Below are 18104 nucleotides of genomic sequence, written 5' to 3' on the forward strand. Positions count from 1 at the left end.
AAATGGAAGCTCCAAAAAACGAATCTTTTAGAGACTCGATAGCAACAATAAATGAAGAAGGTAAACGTGCTTGGGTTTTTCCAAAAAAACCGAGTGGTAAGTTTTACGATTACAGAAAGTACGTAAGCTACTTTTTACTTGTCTTTTTATTTGCTGCTCCTTTTGTTAAAATAAATGGCAATCAGTTTTTATTATTCAACATTTTGGAGCGTCGTTTTAATATTTTTGGTTTTCCCTTCTGGCCTCAAGATTTTCACTTATTTGTCATTTCAATGATTATTGGTGTTATCTTCATCACTTTATTTACAGTTGCTTTTGGACGTATATTTTGTGGTTGGATTTGTCCGCAAACCATTTTTATGGAAATGGTTTTTAGACGTATCGAATTTTGGATTGATGGTGATAGAGGGAAACAATTGCGTTTAAAAAAATCGAAATGGACCTCAGAAAAAATAAAAAAACGTGTATTAAAGCATATCCTATTTTTTGTCATTTCATTTTTAATCGCTAACATTTTTTTAGCCTACTTAATAGGTAGTGACAAACTATTAGAATATGTAAAGGAAGGACCCTTTAAACATGTAGGAACGTTAATCCCGTTATTAATATTTACTGGTTTATTCTACTTTGTGTTTTCATGGTTTAGAGAGCAGGTATGTATCATTGCGTGTCCTTATGGTCGATTACAAGGGGTTCTTTTAGATAATAAATCTATAGTTGTTGCCTATGACCATAAGCGTGGAGAAGGAGAAAACGGACGTAAAAAATGGCGTAAGGATGAAGATAGAACAGCTTTAGGTCATGGTGATTGTATTGATTGTTTTCAATGTGTACATGTGTGCCCAACAGGTATTGATATTAGAAATGGTACACAATTAGAATGTGTTAATTGTACAGCTTGTATTGACGAGTGTGATACCATTATGGACAAAGTAGGTTTGCCTACTGGATTAATACGTTATGCTAGTGAAGTTAATATTGAAGATAAAGAACCTTTTAAATGGACAGCACGTCTTAAAGGTTACATAATAGTATTAATTGTGCTTATTGGCGCTTTATTTACCATGTTACAATTGCGTAACGACATAGAAGCTAATATTTTAAGATTACCAGGACAGCGTTATGAGCATAAAGGCGAAACCATTATTAGTAATGTGTTTACCTATAAATTAGTTAATAAAACTATAGAAGATATTACTAATGTCAGTTTTAAATTAAAAGAAGTTGAAGGTACTATTAAATTGGTATCCGCAGATAAAAGTTTTATTGTACCTGCTCAAGGATTGGCAGAGGGGACTATGTTTATTGAACTTGACGAAAGTCTTCTTAGTGGAGACCGAACCAAAGTAACAGTTGAGGTGTACAGTAGTGATAAGTTAATTGAAACAACAACTATAAACTTCTTAGGACCAAGAAGTTTTTAATACAATACATTATGAAATTAAATTGGGGAACGTCTATAGTCATAGCATTTATAGCATTTATAAGCTTTATTATGTACTTCGTAATTAATATGAACATTAATAAAGACCTTGATCATGACTTGGTTAGTGAAGACTATTATAAACAAGAATTAGAGTACCAAAATGATATCAATAAAGAAGAAAATTCAAAAGAATTGGCTTCCAAATTAATGTGGAAAAAAATACCTGAAGGTTTGCAGATAATTTTCCCTAAGGAACTAGATTATAATGCCATTTCAGGAAAAGTGTTCCTATATAGACCATCTAACAAACAACTAGACTTCGAAACCACAATTTTGTTGTCTAATCACAATTTGCTCATACCTGACAAGCGTTTGTTGGATGGTCGTTGGAACATTAAAATAGATTGGAAGCATAAAGATAATAACTATATGTTTAAAGAAGATATTACTTATTAAATGCTACTATCCGCTATTATATTTGGTCTTTTAGGAAGCTTCCACTGTGTTGGGATGTGTGGTCCTATTGCTTTTATGCTACCTGTGGATAGAACTAATTCTTTTAAAAAAATTAGTCAGATTACCGCTTACCACATTGGTCGTTTATTGGCTTACAGTATTATTGGGTTAGTATTTGGTGTAATAGGTAAAAGCCTCTATATTTTTGGACTGCAACAAAAGCTATCTATTATAATTGGAGTATTAATGATAGTTGTTATTCTATTTCCTTATAAAAAAATAGGTCAAAACTTAATAGTTAAACCAATTTATAAAGCGGTAGGATTTGTTAAAAAACAAATGGGTCAAGCTTTAAAAAAGAAAACTGCAGACACTTTTTTAACCATAGGATTTTTAAATGGTTTTTTACCTTGTGGATTGGTATATATGGCAGTTTTTGGCGCAATTGCAACAGGAACAGCTTTACAAGGAAGTTTGTACATGGCATTTTTTGGTTTAGGGACTATTCCGTTAATGACTACTGCTATTTACTTAGGTAAATTTCTAAATACAACCGTTAAACAACGTATCCAAAAAGCTATACCTGTTTTAGTCGTAGCTATTGGTGTACTTTTTATATTAAGAGGTTTGGGTCTAGGTATTCCTTTTATTTCTCCAAGTCCTGTGGTAGAGATGGTACAAAGCAGTATTGATTGTCATTAATAGTTTTTTTAATTGTTCGCCATCTAATTTCGACTTAAAGTCGTAAATTAGAGAAAGCTATTGATATAAAATTTTATTCTTATTTAAATGAAAAACATATTATTACTTACCGATTTTTCAGATAGCTCTAAAAACGCAATACACTATGTTTTACAGCTTTTAGAGGCTCAAACGTTAAATTGTCATTTGGTGTATGTACACAAAGCTTCAACATTTACTTCTGCAGATTTAATGACTACTGGTAATGATAATTTGTATGCGTCTATTGTAAAATCGCCTAAAGAAGATTTAGAAGATTTAATGGCAACGCTTCAAAACATTTATAAAAATAGCAGTCACACATTTTCCATTCACATAGATTACGATGTGTTTACAGACGCTATTAATCAGCTAGTAGAGCTTCAAACAATAGATTTAATAGTTATGGGTACCAATGGTGTCACAGGAGCAGATGAAGTTGTTTTTGGTAGCAATACTTTAAATGTGATTAGAAAAGTAGATTGTCCAACGCTAATAATCCCAAAAGATTTTGAGTTTAAAAAACCTAAAGAAGTTCTAATTCCTTTAGACGAAAAAGACGAATTAAATAGTAATAGATTACAGACCATTTTAGAATTAATTGATAAAAAAGACTCCAAATATCATATTTTGAGAATCACAGAGTCTGCTGAAAATGATTCGTTTGCAATAAATGATACTAAAACTTTAAAGCAATTATTTGATACTTCGCATTATGATTATCATAACATTTCAAACGTGCCTATGCATCATGTTGTTGATACCTATGTACAAACCCATACAATAGATTTTGAAGTATTTATCATCCAAAAAACAAGTTTTTTTGAGCGATTGTTTTCTGGGTCACCAATTACAAAGCATAGTAAAATTGCAACTATACCTTTATTTATTTTACATGATTAGTCTAATAACGGAATTACTCCATCTTCTTCTAATACTAGAATAAGTAATTTTAAATAATCATTAACCGTTTCGTTTACATTATCTGGATCAATAATATCTATATAACCTTTCCAGATTAAAGTACGATCTTTGGTTGGACAAATACAATATATAGAGGTTTCTGCATTGTAAACCTGATATTCTTCGTAAGCATCAGGATTAAAAAATTGATCTTGATACATTAAATAATCATCATTAAACCGTTTGTGATTGTTATTAAAATCTGAATAATCTTCTTTATATTTAATTTTATTTTTTATTCCTACGACTTTGCTAAATACAATAGCATCATAGCCTTCTTTAAGAAGTCGTTCTTCTAATGTATTTAAATCTTCTTCTGTTCTTTTTTTTGACAAAAAATCTTCATTCATTGTATTCAAGCTAATCGAAGCTTCAATACCTCTAGAAGCAAGTTGGCTTTGTAGTTTTTTTTCAAATTTTTCTCTTGCTTCTAAATGGTCTGTTAAACCAATAACATATACCTTTTCAAGCGTGTAATTATCGGCTTCTGGACTTATCCAACGGTCTTTTAATTGTGTGCTATCGCAACTAAAGAATAGTAGGATTAAGAAAGGATAGATTATTTTTTTCATATTATTTATTTTAATAAATGTTCTTGTTTATCTGTTTTCATTAATTGTTTAACTAACTCGAAAATCTCAAATTTTACCGCTTTATAATCAAAATAAAATGAGCTTATGGTTTTAGTAAATTCTTGATGGTCTGATTTGTATTTGTTTTCTTTTTCAAGCTCATCTTTACCATCTACCATAATCTGTAATTCGTTTTCATGTTTTTTTAAAGCAGTCAATAGTTTTTGATTGCCTCGCTTTGTTCTTTGTAAGGCAGTAGCCACATTTTGGGCTCTGTCTAAAGCATCACTATCAATAATTTTTTGTGTATAATTGGTTATTAAATCTTCTAAAAAAAGTTGTTCATCTTTAATAAAACTTAAGTCAGATAGCCAATTTTTTGACATGTCATGCATACGATCTGCACTGTACCACTCTGTTATTTTTTCTTGTTTATAAGTTTTCATATTGTTGTGTTTTTATCATTATCAGGAATTACTAAAAATGGTACGTGTGGTTCAAATCCTATTTTTTTAATAATAGGTTCGTTAAAATAGCGTTCAAAAATGCTATGCTTATAATTAACCATAACTAATAAATCAATTTCTAAATCGTCAATAAATGTATTAATGATTTCAGCTTTTTTTGCATAGTTTGGTACCGAGTGATAATGTGTTTCAAAGCCTTCAAAACTCTTTTTTAAAACCGTTAAATTATATTGTTGAAGGTCTGTTAATGGTTTGTCTGTTTGAATATTTATAACTCTTAAAACTGCATTATTATCAAACGCAAAATCGTTTATAGTTTTAAGTTCTTTATCATTATAAAATCTGTTTAAATCTGTTGAAAACACAATTTGTTTTATGGGTTTATAATCATACTCATCTGGAACAATTAATACTGGACAGTTTTTAATCTTGTCAATCAAACTAATGGTATTACTACCAAAAAAGAATGACTTGTTTTTAGAAGCACCTTTGGTACCCATGATGATTACATCTATTGGGTAGTCATCAATACAATTTATAACCGCTTGATTAAGAGTTAAAAATTTAATATCTGTCTGAAACGTGTGATTAGCATTAGCATCACTATCTATAATTTGCTGTTTTAACTCTTCTAACTGCGCATTACTTTGTTGCATGATGCTTTTTATGTAGACATCTGATAAAGCGGACAAAGAGGAAGGTGCTAGAGGCTCGGCATGAAGTAAATAAAATTTACAAACATCATCTTTGTAAAGCTTTACAGCATACACTAATGCACTCCATGCATTATCTGAAAAATCTGTTGGGATTAAAATATGTTTCATAGCTATTAAGTTTAAGGTCTACTTAAAGTTAATAGTAAACTAGTAGAAAAAATATGATAATTATTAGCTTTTATAAGAAAAGCCTACCACAATGATTGCTCATTATGATAGGCTTTATCAACTAACTAAAATTTAAGATTTATTTTATTCTAAATGTTACAACTGGTAAGGACGCGTGATTGGCTATGTCTTCTGATATACTTCCGGATAAAAAGTGTGCAAATCCTGTACGTCCATGAGTAGCAACTGCTATTGCGTCTGCACCTGATACATTTGCATAGTTTAATACCCCTTTTTCTACAGTATAGTCAGAGATAAACTTAACTTCTGATAACTTATCTAAGTTTCCATCTGCTTTTTGTAAAAAGTTAACAACTGTTTTTTCCATTTCAGAAGTACTACTAAAATTATCACCAGGTGTATTTATGTAAATTAAGTGCAAGTTAGAACCTAATTTTTCAAATAATTTACTAGCGTTTAAATAGGGTGTAACTGCGTTTTCTGAAAAATCTGAAGCAAATACTACATTATCAAAACTTAATTTTGAAGGTTTATTTTTAACGACTAATACTGGTATTTCTGCATGTCTCACTACTTTTTCTGTATTAGAGCCCACAAAAATTTCTTTTAAACCACTACTACCATGTGATCCCATGATTATTAAGTCTGCATTATGCTCTTTTGCCACATCATTAACTTCGCTAAACACTTTAAAATGTTTTACAATGGGTGTTACATTAACACCTTCTAAATAGTCTTGTTGTAAGAACTCACTAAAACGCTTTTCTGCTAATTTCATAAAGAAAATAGTTTCGGCTTGTAAATCTGTTTCACCTTTTGTTAATATAGTTTCAGAGATTTCTAACATGTGTAATGCTAATATGTCTGCGTTATATTTTTTTGCTAGAATAGCTGCAGATTCTAGCGCATAATTTGAATGTTCTGAGAAATCTACTGGTACGATTATTTTTTTCATCTTTAGTGTTTTAAGGGTTATGTTTTAGTATAAAAATAACAATCATTTAGTAGAATGATTTGTCATTTATAGATTAATTAACAATTTAAATAGTCATAGAAAATAGTTGTATTTCTGGCTTGTTACGTTGTAATAATAAGTCAAAAGCCATACATATATTTCTAACAAATGGTTTGCCTTTTTCTGTGATAAATATTTGATTTAATTCTATTTTTAGTAATCCGTCTTCTTGCATTTCTTTAAGTTTCATGACTACTTCTGGTACGTCTTCAAAATACAACCCATTAGCCATCCAGCTGGTTTTAAAATGGCACATAAGGTTTAGAATATGTTGTCTAATAATTAAATCTTCTTTTGACAATATATGTCCTCTAAAAACAGGAATAGTATTATTGTCTAATAGTAGATAGTAATCTTCCAATGTTTTAACATTTTGTGCAAACGCATACCAACTATCACTAATTGAAGACACGCCTAAGCCAATCATTGCTTTAGTTTTAGAGGCTGTGTAACCCATAAAGTTGCGATGCATAGTTTCAGTTTTACTTGCTATATAAAGTGCATCTGTTTTTAATGCAAAATGGTCCATACCAATATCATAATAACCTGCTTCTGCTAATAATCTTTTACCTAATTGATATTGGTTTTGTTTCATACTTGGTGTAGGTAGATCACTATCTTCAAATCCGCGTTGTCCATTACCTTTTATCCATGGGACATGTGCATAACTATAAAATGCAATACGATCTGGTAAAAGCTGTTTAGTTTTTTTTATAGTCTCTATTACATGCACTTCAGTCTGAAATGGTAAACCAAAAATAATATCATGACCAATTGATGTGTAACCAATAGTTCTGGCTTGTTCTGTAACACGCTTGACGTTTTCAAAAGGTTGTAATCTATGGATGGCTTTCTGCACAATAGGATTGTAATCTTGCACTCCAAAACTGACACGTTTAAAGCCTAGATCAAAAAGAGTTTGTAGATGTATTTTAGTAGTGTTGTTTGGGTGCCCTTCAAAACTAAACTCGTAATGTTTTGCTAAAGTGGCTTTGTGTTTGATTCCATTAATTAAAAGAGTCAAATTTTCAGGAGAAAAAAACGTGGGTGTTCCACCTCCTAAATGCAGCTCTTTAATCATTGGTTTTTGGTCAAACAATTTACAATACAAAGACCATTCTTTTAAAACCGCTTGTATATATGGGATTTCTACCTCATGACGTTTAGTGATACGCTTGTTACACCCACAAAAAGTGCATAGACTTTCGCAAAATGGTAGATGAATGTAAAGGCTAATACCTTCGGTATTATTACTTTCATTAAATGCTTGGATTAACGTTTGTTTCCATTGTTTTACAGAAAACAGAGCTTTATTCCAATACGGAACAGTTGGATAACTGGTGTATCTTGGTCCAGCAACGTTATATTTATTAACTAATGAAAAGCACATACTTCAACTTTTTGATAAGTCAAAGTTAGCTGAGTAATTAGATATAAAATATGATAGATGTCATAAAAGCAGCAATAATAGTGCTTTAGCCCAAAATTGTTTTGATGTTTTCAAAATTAATAGCCTTGAAATCTGAGATAACTAAATCTGCTTTAGAATAATCTTGATTTTTAGAATGTAAGCTGTCATAACCAATGCAAAAACTTCCTGCTGCTTTAGCAGCTTGTATTCCGTTTGTAGAATCTTCAATAACAATACAATGGTGTTGAGGGAAACCTGCCAATTGAGCTGCTTTCTCAAAGATTTCGGGATGTGGTTTTGAGGCTTTTAAATCTGCACCACTAATTTTTGCTTTAAAATATTGGTTTAAATCAAAACGTGTAAAGACCTTGTTTATGGTTCCCATAGATGCAGAAGAGGCTAGCACTAAAGTCAGTCCATTGTTATAATAGTCTTGTATAATATCTAATACACCATCTATTAATGTTAGGCTTTCATCATAATCAAATAATCCATTAAAATGGTTACGTTTACATAGTTCTAACTCTAAAGCGGTATTGTCAAGTTTAAAGTGGTGGACTAGCTTTTTACAAATGTTTTTAGTGGATTGACCAGTAAAACTCTGGTATAAATCTTCATTAACAACGATATTAAAATCACTAAACATATTATAGTATGCTTTATGATGTAATGGTTCTGTATCCACTATCACACCATCCATATCAAATAATATTGCTTTAACCATATATTTAATTAATAATTATGCTGGAATTGTAAAGTAAAACGTACTTCCTTTATTAACAACAGATTCTAACCAAATTCTTCCACCATGTGCTTCGACAATTTTTTTACAATGTGCTAAGCCAATACCTGTCCCTTCGTATTCTTCTCTGGAGTGTAATCTTTGAAAAATAGAGAAGATTCGTTCTTTATGTTTTTCTGGAATACCAATACCGTTATCTTTTATAGAAAACTCCCAAAAATCGTTTAGTGCATTATCAGTTTTTCTTATACAGTCTATTGTTATTATTGGTGTTGTCTCTTTTTTTGTAAATTTTATCCCATTACTAATTAGATTTTGAAAAAGTAATCTTAGCTCTAATTCTGCACCTTTAACAGTTGGTAAATTTGATGTAATAATTTTAGTGTTAGTTCGATCAATTACATTTTTTAAATCGTCTTTTAAAATGGTTACAATAGTGTTACAGTCAACATCTGTTATAGTTTTACTTTTACCTAGTCTAGAATATTGTAAGATAGCATCGATTAGTTTTTGCATCCTATTACTGGATTCTGTGATGTAGTCAAGAGTCATTTTACCTTCATCATCAAATTTATCATGATTTTCTTCAACTAGCATATTAATTAAACTAGAAATGGTAATTAAAGGTTCTTTTAAATCATGACTAGCTATGTATGCAAATTGTTCTAGTTCATCGTTTTTTGACTCTAATTCTAATGATTGCTTTTGTATTGCTGCATTTTTAACCTCTAAAGCTTTACTTAATTTTTTCTTTGAGAGATAACTACGATAAATTAATAAAGCAGCAAACAAGGCTAAGCCTACAAGTGCTATTAATAGGGTGTTTGTCGTTTTTTGATTAACGATTGTAGAGTCTTTTTGTTTAAGTATTAGTTCTCTTTTTTCAATCTCGGCATTTTGATTTTTTATTAAAGCATCTTGTTTTTGTATCTCAAGGTTGCTAGAGGTTATTTTTTCTTCTTGGGATTTTATAAATTCAACTTGTTGCCTAATGTTATCTTCAAGAAGTTGTTCTATTTTAACTTTATCTTCAAATTTTTGTTTTTGTAATTCGGATTGATTAGACAACGTTTTAATCCATTGGTCTTTGGTTAAAACAGAATTCAATATTGTATCAATAACGATGTCTTGTGTACTAATTTGCTGTTTTTGAGATTGAATTTGCGCCTCCTTGTTTTTAATAATGCTTTCTTGTTGTGCTTCTTTTTGTTTTGCGTCTTTTAAGGACGCTTCAGTGTTTTGATAAAGGTCTTTCCATTTTTGGGATGAGCTAACAGCATACTGTTTTAAAGAACTAGCAGTAGCAAAACCTTCTTTGTTAATTAATTGAGAGTTAATTTCATATTCAAAAGAGTCTCCAACATTTACAATATTAATCATTGAAGTGTTGTAATTGTAATCCTCGGTTACTAAAAGAATATTTTTTCCTGATATTTTATTTAATATGTAGTTAATATCAAAGTTATAAGCTTTGTTAACATATAATAACTGTATGTCTTTGACATCTTTAACAGCGTTAAAGCTAACCACAGTTACTGGTTTATTATTTATTTTACGCTTTTGTGCTAAGGATTTAAAGTCAATTATAGCACGATCTGGACCTAAAACTCCAATTTTAAAGCTTGTACTATCTTGTTGATTTTGCCAACCGACTTGTTGTGCAAAATTATATACAAAAATGGCACGTTGTAATCGCTTTACTTGCTCATTGTTATAATCTTGTGCATGTGTAGAAACACCTAAAAAAAATGATAGAGTACATAAAACTAAAGCTTTATAATAGTTTTTTAGTACAGATGATCTATTGTTAAACGTCATTATAGTTTTAAAAAGGCTCTGATGTAAAAATTTGATCCGTTAACGCCAAATTGTTGGACACGTCTACTGTAAACGAAATTTCCATTATTAATATTGGCAGAATGTGTATGTTTATCTGGATAAACATTAAAAATATTGTTTCCGCCTAGAACGAATTCTAAACTTTTATTTAGCTTGTAAGATACAGATAAATCTGTAAGTAATTTAGGCGTAAATTTTTGGTCTCTAGTTTCTATTTCTCCAGATAATTCATTTAAAACCCAATTATTTGGGTTTCCATCTTCAGGATGAATAAAACTAACATCACCAAAATATGTGTTTCCTAAATTTATTTTAAAACCTCTAATCTCGTAAGATAACAGATTGTTTATTTTGTAATTGGGTTGAGCCGATTCTACTCTCGCAATTTCCTCTCTGTTAAATAAAAGATCTTCTTGACCAATCAAAGACTCGGATACTTTAATGTCTCCAACAACCCTAGTTTTATTAAAATTGGCAGCAATGGAAGCATTTAATATTCCGTTTCCTAATTCTGTTTTGTATTGTAAAGCTGCGTCAATACCAGAGGTTTCAGAATCTATTGCGTTGGTAAAAAATTGTGCAGCACCAGCGTTAAAAGGTTCTAAGATACTTTCATAACCTTCTGCAAAACGACCAGATAATACAATTCTATCTTTTATTTTTATATAGTAATAATCTACTGTAAATGATAAATTATCTTGTAGTTTTCCATTTACTCCTAAACTAAAATGTCTTGATAATTCTGGTTTTAAAGACTTAATTTTAAAGGCTTCTTGTGCTATTGCACTTTCGTTATTGAATGTTCCGACTTGAATAATTTCACCATTAATAAATTGAGAACTTATATTTTGAAAATAGACTTGGTGTAGTGAAGGTGCCCTAAATCCGCTCGAAAATCCACTTCTAACACTAATATCATTGTTGACTCTGTAACGACCTGAAAATTTCCAAATAAGTTGTCCGCCAAAATCGTTATAATACTCATACCTAGCTGCAGTTTTTAGTAATAATTTTTCTGAAATGTTAGTTTCAATATCTAAATAACCTGCACTATTTGTTCTAAATCGACTCAATTCATTTTCTGGCTGAAAACCAGGAAATACTTGTGCACCAGGAATACGTGGTTGTTCATCTCCAAATTCATCTGTGTAAGTACTTCCTCCATTGATGTAAGATGCTTCTTCTCCTGCAATAATTTGATAGTTTTCAACTCTTAGTTCTGCTCCAAACGCAATGTTTACTCCACTTAACCAATCATATGTTCTTGAAATGTCTAAATTAGAAGTATTTTGTTGATATCTAAATCCACCCGAATAAAATGTTTTAGGAGATGCAATACCTAATGATGCATTGTTGGAATTATTAACCGTATAATCTAAAGCGTTTTTACCAATAGAATAGCTAAAATCTATGTTCCAATTATTTTTTACACCTCTAATACCTGCAGTAATGGCATCATCTTGAATGTCTGTTAATATTTGTGGAGAAAACCCATTAGGGAATAACTCTAAGACAACACGATCTTCGTCCTTAGGTAATCTAAAAAATCCTTTTGCTTTTCCTTCTCTATAATTTCTACCACCATTGAAATAGAATGATGAGTTATTTGAAAATGGTAACTCTCCATTAAACGACACTGCTAAATTCTGAGTTTGCGCGCTTCCTATTTCCATAATTCTTTGATCAGAATAACCAGTAGTATTAAAAAAGTAATTTTCGTTGATTAAATCAGCATCTTCAGTTGCATTATTAGAATAGACAGGTCCTGTATAGTTTCCAGCTCTATTTGTGGCGTCTCTGCTTCTGTATTCTCCCGTAAGATTTATAAATCCTTCTTTACCTAGATTAAATCCAAAATTAGAACTGAAATAGTTAGTTTGTCCATCTCCTTCTTTATTAATTCCAATACGTCCATCAATGTCGATAACTTCTACTTGTCTTTTAAGTATAATGTTAACAACTCCAGCAATAGCATCCGATCCATATTGAGAGGTTGCACCATCACGAAGAATTTCAATACGCTCAATAGAAGCAATAGGTATAGCATTAAAATCTGTACCAACAGTACCTCGTCCTACAGTACCATTTACATTAAGTAAAGAGCTGTTGTGTCTTCGTTTTCCATTAACCAACACTAACACTTGATCTGGACCCAATCCTCTTAAAGTTGCTGGGTCTATATGGTCTGTTCCGTCTGAAATAGTTTGATTAGTGGAATGAAAAGATGGTACTAAGTAATGTAATATGTGACTCAATTCTATTTGCGTTGAGTTGGTTAATTCTTGAGGAGAAATAATATCTACAGGAGCAGTAGTTTTTAATGAAGACTTTGGTTCTGCTCGAGAACCTAACGAGACAGGTTGGTCTATTGTAAATCCAGTTTTAAGTATAAAATCTAAAGTAGCAGTTTCACCAACTTTTACCGTCACACTTTTAGATTCTGAATTATACATTACAAATCCTGCAGTTACAATGTATTCTCCTTCTTCTAATTTAAAGGTATAACTACCATTAATATCTGTTAAAGTATTAAAATTTGTTCCTTCAATAGTTACTTTTGCTCCAGGTAAAGCACCAAATTGATCAGAAACAACACCAGTAATAGTTGCTCTTTCTTGAGCGATAGTGTTAAAGTAAAATAAGAATATAAATAGAAAATAAGTATAGTGTTTCATTGGTGTTACCATAGTGTATATAACTTTTTACAGATACATGTTACCTGTTTAAAAATTAAAAAAATGAAAGCTTAGAGTAGCAAAAGTAAGTTAAATTAAGTTTAATAAGTTTTTACTTTGTAGTAATTTTCTAACAAATTAGTAAGTAGGTTTACAGATAGCGGTTTATTAATAAAGTCATCAATAGATACAATCTGCTTAGAGCGTTCAAAATCATCAGGATTATTAGATGTTGTAAGCATAACTAGCTTTATATCTTTGGTAAAGTTTTGATCTAATTTATTATATTCTACTACAAACTCCCAACCATTCATTGCAGGCATGTTTATATCTAGAAAAATAAGATTTGGTTTAAGACACAATCCAGATATTGCTTCTTTAAGATACTCTAAAGCCTTTTCACCACTGGTAACAGCAACGACTTCTTTAATTTTTTCGTGCTTATTGACTATTTTGGTATTATAAAAATTGGTGACTTTATCATCATCAATTAATAGTACACATTTAATTTCTTGTTTCATAGTTGTGCAAAATATGTTTTTAATAACATAACCAAATGTAGCGACTCAATAGATTATTAAAAATCGATTAAATGCAAATTTCATAGATTAAGTGTTTATTTGTATTGATTGCCTGTATTAAAAAAACACTTATTAAATCTGGAGATAAATTACTATTAGATAATATTTTTTAAGGCTAATACTAAATGATAATTTTTCTGTAACACAAGTTACATTTAAGTTAAATACATAACTTTACCTTAGCAAAAAATGAAAAATGTATCAAGAATTACAACAACATTATGGTTATTTATTTGAAGATGAGTTACTTCAAGAAATTAATAATGTAGGAACTTATAGAGATATTCCTGAAGGATTTAAATTGATAGAAATAGGTGATTATATCAAATCTATGCCACTTTTGGTTAGTGGTGCTATTAAAATATTAAGAGAAGATGATGAAGGTGATGAGTTAATCTTATACTTTATCGAACAAGGCGACACTTGTGCTATGACTTTATCTTGTTGTTTAGGTAATTCTAAAAGTGAAATTAGAGCAATAGCCGAAACAGATACTAAATTAATAATGATACCAGTGTCTAAAATGGAAGAGTGGTTAGGAAAATATAAATCTTGGCAACAATTTGTATTACAAAGTTATCACAACCGTATGACAGAACTTTTGGAAGCTGTAGACACTATTGCATTTTTAAAAATGGACGAGCGATTGTTTAAATACCTTAAAGACAAAGCAATGGTTAATCATAACGACATCATATACGTCACCCATCAAGAAATTGCAAGAGATTTACATACTTCAAGAGTGGTGATATCTAGACTATTAAAGACCTTGGAGATTAATGGTAAGATAAAATTACACCGTAACAATATCAAGGTAGTAGATTTGTAACAATGTAACTTTTGTTACTAATTGAAATCCTAGTATATACTAGTTTTGTAACTGAATTTATTTTTATGGATATACAACAAGTATTTGGATATTTTGGAGCACTTTTTATAGGTGTAGTTTTAGGACTTATTGGAGGTGGTGGTTCTATTTTAACAGTACCAATTTTAGTGTATCTATTATTTATTAATCCAGTTACTGCAACTGCCTATTCTTTATTTGTTGTTGGTGTGTCTGCGTTAGTTGGAGCTATTCGTAATATCCAAAAAGGATTAGTCGATTTCAAAACCGCTATTGTGTTTGCTATTCCAGCATTTATTGCGGTGTATTCAACTAGAAAATATATAGTGCCTGCAATACCAGAAAAGCTATTTAATTTGGGTGATTTTTTAGTAACAAAAAATATAGCAATTATGCTGTTTTTTGCTCTAGTTATGTTGGTTGCTTCTATTTTTATGATTAGAAACACCACCAATAATAGTAATGCAGAATCTGAAGTCAAATACAACTATCCATTAATAATTATTGAAGGTATAGTTGTTGGTGTATTAACAGGAATAGTTGGAGCAGGTGGTGGTTTTTTAATCATTCCAGCATTGGTTTTGTTGGCAAAATTACCAATGAAAAAAGCAGTTGCTACCTCATTATTAATAATAGCTATTAAGTCGTTAATAGGATTTATAGGTGATGTCGAAAATTTAGAAATAGATTGGTTATTTTTGTCAAGTTTTACAGCAATATCTGTATTAGGTATATTTTTAGGGATTTATCTATCCAATTTTATTGAAGGTAAAAAGCTAAAAAAAGGATTTGGTTGGTTTGTATTAATTATGGGTGTTTACATTGTAATTAAAGAGCTAACTAATACTGTAATGTAACTTTTGTTACTGCATAAAAACAATTTTCGTTCTATTTTTGAATAGAAAATAACACAAGTATTTGTCTAGCCTAAAGACGAATACATTTTAAAACAATTAAAATTTGTTAACAATGAATATACAACAAATATACACAGGATGCTTAGCTCAAGCTGCTTACTATATAGAAAGTAATGGTGAAGCTGTCATTATAGATCCATTAAGAGAAGTACTACCATATATTGATAAAGCAACGTCTGATAACGCAAAAATTAAATACATTTTTGAAACACATTTTCATGCCGATTTTGTGTCTGGACATTTAGATTTAAAAGCAAAAACTGGTGCACAAATTGTTTTTGGACCTACTGCAAAACCAAATTACGATGCAATTATAGCAGAAGACAATCAAATCTTTGAAGTTGGAGATTATAAAATAAAAGTTATCCATACACCAGGACACACCATGGAAAGCACCACCTATCTTTTAATAGACGAACATGGTAAGCAACATGGTATTGTAACTGGTGATACGTTATTTATTGGTGATGTTGGTCGTCCAGACTTGGCTCAAAAAGTATCTTCAGATTTAACACAAGAAAAATTAGCAGGTTATTTATATGATTCACTACGCAATAAAATAATGACGCTTCCGGATGATATCATTGTGTATCCTGCACATGGAGCAGGATCTGCTTGTGGAAAAAACATGAGTAAGGAAACCACTGACACATTAGGTAACCAGAAAAAAACCAACTATGCATTACGTGCTGATATGACTAAAGAAGAATTTACAGCAGAATTATTGGATGGTTTATCAGAACCACCAGCTTATTTTCCTCAAAATGTTATGATGAATATCGAAGGTTATGAAAGCTTAGATAAGGTTATGAAAGTATCACAAAACCCATTATCACCAAAAGCTTTTGAAGCTGCAGCAAATGAGACTGAAGCAATTATATTAGATGTACGTCATCAAACAGAATTTATTAAAGGTCATATTCCTCGTTCTATATTTATAGGTATTGATGGTGGATTTGCACCTTGGGTTGGCTCATTAATTGCAGATGTTAGTCAGCCAATACTTTTAGTCGCTCCAGAAGGTAGAGAAGAAGAAGTCATCACACGTTTGTCTCGTGTTGGTTTTGATAATGTTATTGGATATTTAGAAGGTAGTTTCGAGGCTTGGAAACATGCAGGAATGGAATACGATACTTTAACTTCAATTTCTGCTGAAGAATTTGCAAATCGCTATCCAGAAAATAAAGATGTTGTTTTTGATGTTAGAAAAGATGGCGAGTTTACCGCAGAGCACGTCGATGGAGCTAAACACACTGCTTTAGACAACATTAACAGTCATTTAAGCGAATTTCCAGAAGATAAACCATTCTATATACATTGTGCTGGTGGTTATAGATCTGTAATTGCAGCCTCCATTTTAAAAAGTAGAGGGATTCATAATTTAATAGATGTAGCAGGTGGATATGGAGCTATTAAAAAAACAGACATACCAAGAACAGACTATGTCTGTCCTTCGACCTTAAAATAATTTTTAGTTTTAATTTGTTAAAGCACTTATTGTTATCATATAATAAGTGCTTTTTTTGTTATTGATTTCGACCAATTCTTTTAATAATTAACTAATTATAAAATTTGTAAATTTAACTATGAGTAAATTTTCAGACATAATACATCAAGATAAACCCGTTTTAGTCGATTTTTTTGCGACTTGGTGTGGACCATGCCAAACGCTAGGACCAATATTAAAAGACGTAAAAGATACATTAGGTGATGGAGTATCTATCATAAAAATTGATGTTGATAAAAATCAAGCCTTAGCTGCAAAATATCAAGTTAGAGGTGTGCCCACAATGATTTTGTTTAAAAACGGGAAACAAGTGTGGAGACAATCTGGTGTGCTTCAAAAAAACGATATTATTAACCTTATCAATACATCAAATTGATGGATTTTAACGAAAAGTATTGGGATAATAGATACAAAACCAGTGATATTGGATGGGATTTAGGCGAAATTTCTCCACCATTAAAAGCATATTTTGACCAATTGTCTAACCAGAATCTTAAAATTTTAATTCCAGGTGGTGGCAATAGTTATGAAGCCGAATATTTACACAGTAATGGTTTTAAAAACATATATGTTGTAGATGTATCAAAAACAGCATTAAAAAATCTAAAGGCTAGAGTACCATCCTTTCCATCGTCTCATCTTATTCAGGATAATTTTTTTGATTTAGACATGAGTTTCGATTTAATCATTGAACAAACTTTTTTCTGTGCAATAAATCCTAATTTACGTTCTGCTTACGCTGCAAAAACTTTTGAAATATTAAATACCAATGGAAAAGTTGCTGGCTTATTGTTTGATGCACCTTTAAACGATACGCATCCACCTTTTGGTGGTAGTAAGGCAGAATATATTGAATATTTTAAACCTTATTTTGAAATTAACATCATGGAAGAAGCTTATAATTCTATTAAGCCAAGACTAGGTAAAGAGTTGTTTTTTATCGTTCAGAAAATAAAAAATATCTAAACTATTATTTAAATTAATGTGTTTTTAGGTGACAAATGTCATATTTATTAGGGTGATACTACTTTAATTTTGATGCATATAATTACTGATAAATTCTAAAATTATGATATCTCAAAACATCGCATTATATAATTGGAATAACGGAGTAGTAATGA

General features: G+C 30.6%; 18 protein-coding genes. 9 read left to right on the plus strand and 9 right to left on the minus strand.

Going from position 1 to position 18104, the window contains the following annotated elements; all coding sequences use genetic code 11:
- The first annotated feature begins 2 nt into the window (after positions 1 to 2).
- The 4 genes from ccoG to Ollyesu_RS10795 all read left to right on the plus strand — a co-directional run bounded on the left by ccoG (position 3) and on the right by Ollyesu_RS10795 (position 3505).
- On the plus strand, positions 3 to 1424 hold the full coding sequence (gene ccoG / locus Ollyesu_RS10780) for a cytochrome c oxidase accessory protein CcoG (RefSeq protein WP_279301227.1): 1422 nt from the start codon (positions 3 to 5) through the stop codon (positions 1422 to 1424).
- 11 nt (positions 1425 to 1435) lie between these two features.
- Positions 1436 to 1882, plus strand: a complete 447-nt coding sequence (locus Ollyesu_RS10785) for a FixH family protein (protein WP_279301228.1) — start codon at positions 1436 to 1438, stop codon at positions 1880 to 1882.
- Positions 1883 to 2584 carry a sulfite exporter TauE/SafE family protein gene (locus Ollyesu_RS10790; RefSeq protein WP_279301229.1) on the plus strand — a complete coding sequence of 234 codons (702 nt, stop codon included), beginning with the start codon at positions 1883 to 1885 and terminating at the stop codon, positions 2582 to 2584.
- Positions 2585 to 2671: 87 nt separating this feature from the next.
- Positions 2672 to 3505, plus strand: coding sequence for a universal stress protein (locus Ollyesu_RS10795; RefSeq protein WP_279301230.1), 834 nt, complete (start codon positions 2672 to 2674; stop codon positions 3503 to 3505).
- Here Ollyesu_RS10795 and Ollyesu_RS10800 read toward each other — a convergent pair.
- The 9 genes from Ollyesu_RS10800 to Ollyesu_RS10840 all read right to left on the minus strand — a co-directional run bounded on the left by Ollyesu_RS10800 (position 3502) and on the right by Ollyesu_RS10840 (position 13652).
- Positions 3502 to 4137, minus strand: a complete 636-nt coding sequence (locus Ollyesu_RS10800) for a hypothetical protein (RefSeq protein WP_279301231.1) — start codon at positions 4135 to 4137, stop codon at positions 3502 to 3504. The two genes, Ollyesu_RS10795 and Ollyesu_RS10800, sit on opposite strands and share 4 nt — an antisense overlap.
- Positions 4138 to 4142: 5 nt before the next feature.
- Positions 4143 to 4583: a hypothetical protein gene (locus tag Ollyesu_RS10805; RefSeq protein WP_279301232.1), complete on the minus strand. Its 441-nt coding sequence runs from the start codon at positions 4581 to 4583 to the stop codon at positions 4143 to 4145.
- A complete protein-coding gene (locus Ollyesu_RS10810; RefSeq protein WP_279301233.1) occupies positions 4580 to 5428 on the minus strand; it encodes a universal stress protein in 849 nt (282 codons plus the stop codon). Before Ollyesu_RS10810 ends, Ollyesu_RS10805 begins: the two co-directional genes overlap by 4 nt.
- A 139-nt stretch (positions 5429 to 5567) precedes the next feature.
- Positions 5568 to 6404 (minus strand): universal stress protein, encoded by an 837-nt coding sequence (locus Ollyesu_RS10815; RefSeq protein ID WP_279301234.1) that lies wholly within the window; start codon positions 6402 to 6404, stop codon positions 5568 to 5570.
- 85 nt (positions 6405 to 6489) lie between these two features.
- Positions 6490 to 7854, minus strand: a complete 1365-nt coding sequence (gene hemN / locus Ollyesu_RS10820) for an oxygen-independent coproporphyrinogen III oxidase (RefSeq protein ID WP_279301235.1) — start codon at positions 7852 to 7854, stop codon at positions 6490 to 6492.
- Positions 7855 to 7939: 85 nt separating this feature from the next.
- A complete protein-coding gene (locus tag Ollyesu_RS10825; RefSeq protein WP_279301236.1) occupies positions 7940 to 8599 on the minus strand; it encodes an HAD family phosphatase in 660 nt (219 codons plus the stop codon).
- Between the two features lie 15 nt (positions 8600 to 8614).
- The gene (locus Ollyesu_RS10830; RefSeq protein ID WP_279301237.1) at positions 8615 to 10435 is read right to left on the minus strand and encodes a YfiR/HmsC family protein; all 1821 of its coding nucleotides are present in this window, start codon (positions 10433 to 10435) and stop codon (positions 8615 to 8617) included.
- On the minus strand, positions 10435 to 13131 hold the full coding sequence (locus Ollyesu_RS10835; protein WP_279301238.1) for a TonB-dependent receptor: 2697 nt from the start codon (positions 13129 to 13131) through the stop codon (positions 10435 to 10437). The genes Ollyesu_RS10830 and Ollyesu_RS10835 overlap by 1 nt, the downstream gene beginning before the upstream one ends.
- Positions 13132 to 13232: 101 nt before the next feature.
- Positions 13233 to 13652, minus strand: a complete 420-nt coding sequence (locus Ollyesu_RS10840; RefSeq protein WP_279301239.1) for a response regulator — start codon at positions 13650 to 13652, stop codon at positions 13233 to 13235.
- A gap of 256 nt (positions 13653 to 13908) precedes the next feature.
- Between Ollyesu_RS10840 and Ollyesu_RS10845 the strand changes: the two genes are divergently transcribed.
- From Ollyesu_RS10845 to Ollyesu_RS10865, 5 genes are all read left to right on the plus strand, one after another.
- Positions 13909 to 14541: a Crp/Fnr family transcriptional regulator gene (locus Ollyesu_RS10845; RefSeq protein WP_279301240.1), complete on the plus strand. Its 633-nt coding sequence runs from the start codon at positions 13909 to 13911 to the stop codon at positions 14539 to 14541.
- Positions 14542 to 14606: 65 nt separating this feature from the next.
- Entirely contained in the window at positions 14607 to 15416 is an 810-nt protein-coding gene (locus tag Ollyesu_RS10850) for a sulfite exporter TauE/SafE family protein (protein ID WP_279301241.1), read from the plus strand.
- Between the two features lie 112 nt (positions 15417 to 15528).
- Complete coding sequence (locus tag Ollyesu_RS10855) at positions 15529 to 16944, plus strand: MBL fold metallo-hydrolase (protein WP_279301242.1); 1416 nt, start codon at positions 15529 to 15531, stop codon at positions 16942 to 16944.
- 118 nt (positions 16945 to 17062) lie between these two features.
- Positions 17063 to 17359, plus strand: coding sequence for a thioredoxin (gene trxA / locus Ollyesu_RS10860; RefSeq protein WP_279301243.1), 297 nt, complete (start codon positions 17063 to 17065; stop codon positions 17357 to 17359).
- Entirely contained in the window at positions 17359 to 17949 is a 591-nt protein-coding gene (locus tag Ollyesu_RS10865; protein WP_279301244.1) for a methyltransferase domain-containing protein, read from the plus strand. The genes trxA and Ollyesu_RS10865 overlap by 1 nt, the downstream gene beginning before the upstream one ends.
- The last annotated feature ends 155 nt before the right edge of the window (positions 17950 to 18104 follow it).

This window comes from Olleya sp. YS, from assembly GCF_029760915.1.
GTDB lineage: Bacteria > Bacteroidota > Bacteroidia > Flavobacteriales > Flavobacteriaceae > Olleya.